This window comes from Nocardiopsis sp. TNDT3, from assembly GCF_003427465.1.
Classification (GTDB): domain Bacteria; phylum Actinomycetota; class Actinomycetes; order Streptosporangiales; family Streptosporangiaceae; genus Nocardiopsis; species Nocardiopsis dassonvillei.
The window spans coordinates 1-5,804 of record NZ_QPFC01000641.1; the positions used below are offsets into that span (position 1 = coordinate 1).

Sequence of the window (5,804 nt, forward strand, 5' to 3'; positions counted from 1 at the left end):
CCTGCTGGCCATACGCGTACTGCGGACCGCTCGGAAAGCCCTGGTCGGCGGCGGGCCGCTGAGGCCCGCTGGGAGCGCCTTGCGGACCACGGGGGTGCTGCCCGCCCGGAGAGACCTGCGGACCGCTCGGCGCGGCGCCTCCACCCGGAAAACCCTGACCAGCGGCAGGCCGCTGAGGCCCGCTCGGCGCAGCGTTGGCGCCCCCCTGCCGGCCGTACGGGTGCGCCGTTCCCCGACCCGGGTACGGCGTGTGCGGGAAGGGCCGCTGGCCGCCGGACGGCTCGCCCCGCCCCGGTTCCGGCCACCGTGCGGCGTCCTGACCGGCGGCGGTCTCCGATCCGCTCGGGACGGCGTCCCCTCCCGGGAAGCCCTGACCGGCGGCGGGCCGCTGCGGACCGCTCGGCGCCGCGCCGCTCCCCCGCTGCCCGGCGTCGTGGCCGCCGGACGGCGCGGGCTGGCCGTGCACCGGCCCGGGGTGCCGTCCCGGTTCCCCCCACGGCGCCTGCCGCCGACCTCTTTGGTCGGGACCCCCGTGCACGGGAGCCCCCGGTTGCCAGCCGGTCGGGTTCCCGGCGTCCGGCGGCGCGTCCGGGTTCCCCCGTCCGTCGTGCTCCTCCCGGGTCTCCTGCTCCCCGGGAGGGGTCCCCCGTTCCGGTTCGGGTCGCTGCTCCACGGCTACTCCCCTCCTTCGACGCGCGTCCGGACCGGCCCGGCGCCGTCCACCGAACGGTCCAGCGCCTCGGCGGCCACCAGCTGAACGGTCCGGTGGGTGGCCTCACCGATGAACCCGGGGCGTACGACCGTGCCCTGGGCCAGGTGCCGGTCGTGCGGCAGGACGATGACGCCCGCGCCGCTCTCGGCGATGATCCCGGTCGTGCGTGCCACGTCGAACCCCGGGTCCTCACGCCGCCGCTCGTCGAAGACGACCACCACGGTCCGCCGTACCTCGTCCTGTCTGCCGTCCGCGACCAGCAGGTCCAGCTCGCGCCCGACCCGGATCGCGGCCTCCCTGGTCGCGCGGACCACGCGCACCCGTGCGTGGGCGGCCCCGCCGACGGCCTCCACGAACGCACCGCCCGACTCCCCGGCCACGAGGGTCACCCCGAAGAACCGCGAGATCGGCAGCAGCCCGGACATGTAGGCCCCGGCCCCGCCCGGGACGGCCCGCACCGTCCACAGGCGCTCGTTGGCCTCGCCGAGACTGGCGCGCACCGACTCGAAACCGGTGGGGTCCACCCCGTCCAGGTCGCCGGGCTCGTCCAGGCCCAGCCGCTCGGCCAGGGACGGCGCCCGACCGGTGGCGTCCACGGCCAGCACCCGGTCGTGGCGGAAGTGCGCCAGCGAGCGGGCGACCAGCGCGGTCACCACCGACGCGTCGGCGCCCGACCCCAGGTCGTCCACGACGATCCGGCGCCCGGTCGAGGTGGGGCGCTGCAACCGCCTCCCCAGCTCGATGGTGTCGGCCACCTCGTCCGCCGCCCGGAACGGGCGCAGCGCTGCCCGGCCGACGCGGCGCACCCAGCCGTCACCGCGCACCGGCCGCGTCCCGGAGGCGGCCGAAGCGGCTCCGGCCGGAGAGGCCCCGCCCGGGGCCCGCGTCTGTGAGGCGTTCATCGTCCCCCCGCTCAGAAGGTCGTGAGGAGGCGCTGGAAGGTGCCGAACGCGCCGATCGCCAGGGGCACCAGCACGACGACGGCGACCGCCTCGAACCTGCTGGTGACACCGCGCAGCCGCGCCCGCACGTGCTCGGGCTGCTCGATCGACAGCACGACCGCGGGGACGGCCGACACCGCGACCGCGATCCCCAGCGCGGGCCACACCCCCCAGGGCACGGCCTCGGCCCAGGAGAGGAGGAAGGCCACCAGCACCACGAGGCTCGCGGCGATGAGCACCGACTTCTGCGCGACCAGCGGGAACAGCCGGGCGCGGCTGGCCACCACCAGGGCCAGCACCACCGACAGCCCCGCCGTCCACCAGTCGAAGTGGGTGGCCAGGCCGATCCCCGCCGTGGCCGCGGACACCGCCACCGCGATCGTGGCGATCACCAGGCTCCGGTGGGCTCCCGCCACCGAGGTGAGCACGTCGCTTCGGGTCACCGCCTCCCCGGAGCTGCGCCGGTCGTCCAGGACCGCCAGCCCGGAGAACATCAGCGCCAGGCGGAGCAGCAGGCTCAGCAGCACCACGCAGGCCACCGCCATGATGACGGCGATCTGGTAGGTGGGCAGGCCCAGCGCCGCGCCCACCGACCACACGACCGCCAGGGCGAGTCCGACCCCGCCACCGGTCAGGCCGCCCCGGCCCAGTCCCGACGTGAGCCCGAGCAGCAGGACCAGTCCCGCGACCAGGGCGGCGCCGCCGCCCCAGCGGGCCCACTCGGGCCAGCCGAGCTGGTCGCAGGCCAGCCACAGGACCAGTCCGCCGACCGCGGTGCCGCTGATCGCCAGGGCCGTGCCCAGGGGCTCCCGCCAGGTCGGGCCGATCGACGCGCCCACCGCAACCAGCACGGCGGCGACCACGGCCAGGCCGACGAGGCCGCCGTTGCCGGAGAAGTACCCCTGCACGATCCAGGCCGCGCCCACGGCGAGGGCGACGAGGGAGACGGTGGCGGTCCAGCGGGCCGCCACCGGGTTCCAGCGCCCCTGGTGGTCGTCCAGGGCCATCGAGACCGCCTCGGGGACCTCGTGCACCACCGGGGCGGGCACCGGTTCCTCCGCCCGGACCAGCCGCAGCACCGCGCCGTCGGTGATCTGCCGTTCCGCGAGCGTGGTGTCGCCCTCCAGGACGATCCCGGAGGCGGTCACCAGGTGCCGCAGTTTGGCGGGGTTCTCCACCTGGTCGCCGAGGAGGTCGAGCACCTCGGGCATGAGCGCGCCCACGGGTTCGCTCGCGGGCAGGACGGCGTCGACCCTGCGCTCCTCGCCGACGAGGGTCACGCGGCTCCAAGCGGTCATTGCCTTCCCATCCTCGCTCCTGCGTCACCGGTGGCCCTGGCCACCGCTCTCGGGTCCGGGGTCCGGGCCCCGGAATTCGGTCGTGCCCTCCAGCCGGACGGTGTGGAGGCTTGCGTCGGCGCCCCTAGCCGGGCACGTCGCTGACGGCGATGCGCTCCAGGTAGCCGTTGCCGATGAGCCAGCGGATCGTCGGAACGGTGGGTACCTCGGTGAACCCGGCCGTGTCGAGGGTGAAGCGGACGCCGCCGCCGGGGTGCCCCCCGTTCGCGGGGGCGCTGGTCGCGCTCACCTGGAAGGGGTGGATGACCCGGTAGCGGTGGTAGAGGTCCTCGCCGTCGGGAGCGGTGCGGGCGTGGTCGGGCAGACCGCGTTCCCCGAAGGCGGTCCCGTCGGGGAACAGGTAGCGGCCGCTCTCCTGGCCGAAGGCGTCCACGACGTCGCCGACCGCGAGTCCGTGCAGGTAGGAGCCGCCGCTGCGCTCCTGAAGGCTCTCGCGCACCGTGGTGACCAGCTCCGCCGTGGCCTCGGCGGTCTGCCTCTCCTCGGCCTGGGTGAGGACGGTCGGTTCGGGCTCGGTGGTGGCCAGTTCCTGGTAGAGCCAGCGGGCCGCCTCGTCCTCGGTGGTGAACTCGGGTCCGGGGCGGCCCTGGTCGAAGTCCATGACGGCGGCGGACAGGTAGCCCTCCGCGTCCTGGCTGAGCAGGTAGTAGCTGTCGAGGGTTCCGGGCTCGGGACGGGGGTCGCCCGGGAGCACGTACAGGCTCTCGGGGACCCCGGCGGCGTCCAGCTCCCCGCGCAGGTCGTCGAGCGTGACCTGCGCGCCGACCCAGTCGCCCGGAATGGGCGGGACGGCGTTGTTGGCCGGTCCCGACGCCTGCTGTTCCTGCTCCACCCGCTGGGTGCTGAGCTGGTTGCTGACGAAGGACCAGCCGACGGTGCCGCCGCAGATGACCGCGGCGAGGCAGGCGCTGATCGCCACCTTGCCGAAGTTCTCGTCCAGGCGGCGCCTGGTGCGCTGGCCGCCGAAGAGCACCGCCTCGCGCAGGCGCTGTCGGCGCACGGCGACGGACTCCAGCAGCTGACTGTCGTAGTCGCGTGCCAACCGTGCTCCTCACTGCCTCTCGTGCGTGTCCCGTACCTCGGGTGCGGTCAGATGTTCATGACCGCGCTGTTGGCGCGGCTGAGGGTCTCCTGGGCGGTGGAGTCGTTGGTGGACAGCGTCTCGCGCACGAGCCGGATGATCTCGCGGACCTCGTTACCGGCGTTGTGCCACTTGAGCTCCTTGGCGCTGTACTCCTCGGACACGCCGGTGGCCTCGAACTCGGCCATGGCCTGGCTGACGTCGGTGTCGTGCTCGCCGATCAGGGTCTCGAGGCGGTTGGTGATCGACTGGATGTTGCCCTGGACCTCCTGGGAGGCACCGAGGTCGTAGGCGTTGTTGCTCATGGATGCTCCTTACCGGGGGGTCGGGGGGTCAGCGGAACTTGGCGGCGTCGAAGTTGGCCGAGCCCATGCTCTGGTTCGCGTCGTCGGCCATGGTCTGGTCACCGGTGACGAACGCGGTGTTCATGCCGGTCTGGCCCTCCTGGATGGAGCCGAGGCCCGCGCGCAGGTCCGCGGTGATGCCGTCGGCCCTGAGCTTGAAGGAGTCGAACGCGGCCTTGCCCGCGCCGTCGAACTTGCCGGACAGGGGCTCGGCGGCCTGGACGAGTTGCTGGATGAGGCTGCTCAGCTCGTCACCGGTGGTGCCGGTGCTCTGGGACAGGGTGGTCAGGGTGCTGTCGCCGATCTGCCAACGTGACAACTTTTCACCTGCTTTCCTCGGGGGTCCTCGCGAGGCTGTTCGCCTCCCGTGGGGGAGGACGCACGCGGAGTGCCCGTGGTTCGGAAGAAGATCCGCGACCGGGCAACGGACTGGATCCCCCCATAGGGGAGGATCTGCATCATACAAGTGGCCTCTGACGTAGGCACAGGGATGATCCGCGCCTGTGGACGACGGCCGGTGAACGGCGCGGACCCCTCCGGCGGACCGGCCTGGCCCGCTCACCCGCCGGGGCCTTCGGGGCGGGCGCCCGGACGCGACTGCTCCCCTTCCCGCCGTCGGCGCGTGGCCGTATCCGGCCAATCCGAACGAGGTACCGGCACCGGCCGAAGCCCCTGCCGGCACCCGGCCGCGGCTCCGACCGCCCCCGCGGGGCCCGGTGACCGCCCCGCGGCGTGCGCGCGGCCCCCGCCCGGCCCGGTGCCGCTCGGGAGAACGGGGGTTTCCCGCTCCGCGGTCCCGGTGAAACCTTCAGCGGGGAACGGGCGTCAGACCCTGGTGTCCGCGCCGCACGCGCGGGCCGGGGGCGGTACCGCGCCACCGGTCCCGCTCCCGGCGGCCGGGGCCCGGCGGCGCCCCGGACCCGCACGGCACGAAAGGAGCACCACGTGTCCCAGTGGAACATCCAACCCGCCGCGGTGGGCGGCGTACTGACGACCGTCGCCGGACACCTCGGCGAGGAGGGCGGCGGCGACGGCCTCATCGGTGTCATGCAGAAGGTCGAGGAGCACCTCGTCGACTCCGGCGACTACGCCAGGAGCCCCGTCATCGGCATGGCCCTCGGCGAGTTCGCCGAGCACTACTTCGCGATCATGAGCGAGATGGCGGGCCTGACCGTCTCCGCCGTCTCCGGTGCCAGCGAGGCCACCACCCACTACGTCGAGGGCGACCTCGACATGGCCGCGGAGTCCCAGGCCAGCGCCGGGGTCATCCCCGAACCGGAGCCGGAGCCCGCCCCCAGGGGCGGCCGCCACCTGGCAGTCTGACCGCCGGACCCCGGGCGCACGGCACCGCCCCGGCCCGTCCCCCTC

Annotated in this window: 6 protein-coding genes; 1 reads left to right on the forward strand and 5 read right to left on the reverse strand. The window is 74.3% G+C overall.

What is annotated here, in order from left to right; translation table 11 throughout:
* Nucleotides 1-675: 675 nt before the first annotated feature.
* From DQW06_RS16210 to DQW06_RS16230, 5 genes are all read right to left on the reverse strand, one after another.
* A complete protein-coding gene (locus DQW06_RS16210) occupies nt 676-1,614 on the reverse strand; it encodes an ATPase (RefSeq protein ID WP_071623022.1) in 939 nt (312 codons plus the stop codon).
* A gap of 11 nt (nt 1,615-1,625) precedes the next feature.
* Nucleotides 1,626-2,951: a type VII secretion integral membrane protein EccD gene (gene eccD / locus DQW06_RS16215; RefSeq protein ID WP_013155610.1), complete on the reverse strand. Its 1,326-nt coding sequence runs from the start codon at nt 2,949-2,951 to the stop codon at nt 1,626-1,628.
* 124 nt (nt 2,952-3,075) lie between these two features.
* Nucleotides 3,076-4,053: a TNT domain-containing protein gene (locus DQW06_RS16220; protein WP_013155611.1), complete on the reverse strand. Its 978-nt coding sequence runs from the start codon at nt 4,051-4,053 to the stop codon at nt 3,076-3,078.
* Nucleotides 4,054-4,100: 47 nt separating this feature from the next.
* Nucleotides 4,101-4,397: a pore-forming ESAT-6 family protein gene (locus DQW06_RS16225; protein ID WP_013155612.1), complete on the reverse strand. Its 297-nt coding sequence runs from the start codon at nt 4,395-4,397 to the stop codon at nt 4,101-4,103.
* 28 nt (nt 4,398-4,425) lie between these two features.
* The gene (locus tag DQW06_RS16230; protein WP_013155613.1) at nt 4,426-4,755 is read right to left on the reverse strand and encodes a hypothetical protein; all 330 of its coding nucleotides are present in this window, start codon (nt 4,753-4,755) and stop codon (nt 4,426-4,428) included.
* A 626-nt stretch (nt 4,756-5,381) separates the two neighbouring features.
* On the opposite strand from DQW06_RS16230, the gene DQW06_RS16235 reads away from it, so the two are divergent.
* The gene (locus DQW06_RS16235; protein ID WP_013155614.1) at nt 5,382-5,759 is read left to right on the forward strand and encodes a DUF6507 family protein; all 378 of its coding nucleotides are present in this window, start codon (nt 5,382-5,384) and stop codon (nt 5,757-5,759) included.
* Nucleotides 5,760-5,804: the final 45 nt, after the last annotated feature.

Excerpts from the sequence above, each read along its gene's own strand:
- DQW06_RS16225 (WP_013155612.1), bottom strand. The coding sequence starts at position 4,397 with ATGAGCAACAACGCCTACGACCTCGGTGCCTCCCAGGAGGTCCAGGGC.
- eccD (WP_013155610.1), bottom strand. The coding sequence starts at position 2,951 with ATGACCGCTTGGAGCCGCGTGACCCTCGTCGGCGAGGAGCGCAGGGTC.
- DQW06_RS16210 (WP_071623022.1), bottom strand. The coding sequence starts at position 1,614 with ATGAACGCCTCACAGACGCGGGCCCCGGGCGGGGCCTCTCCGGCCGGA.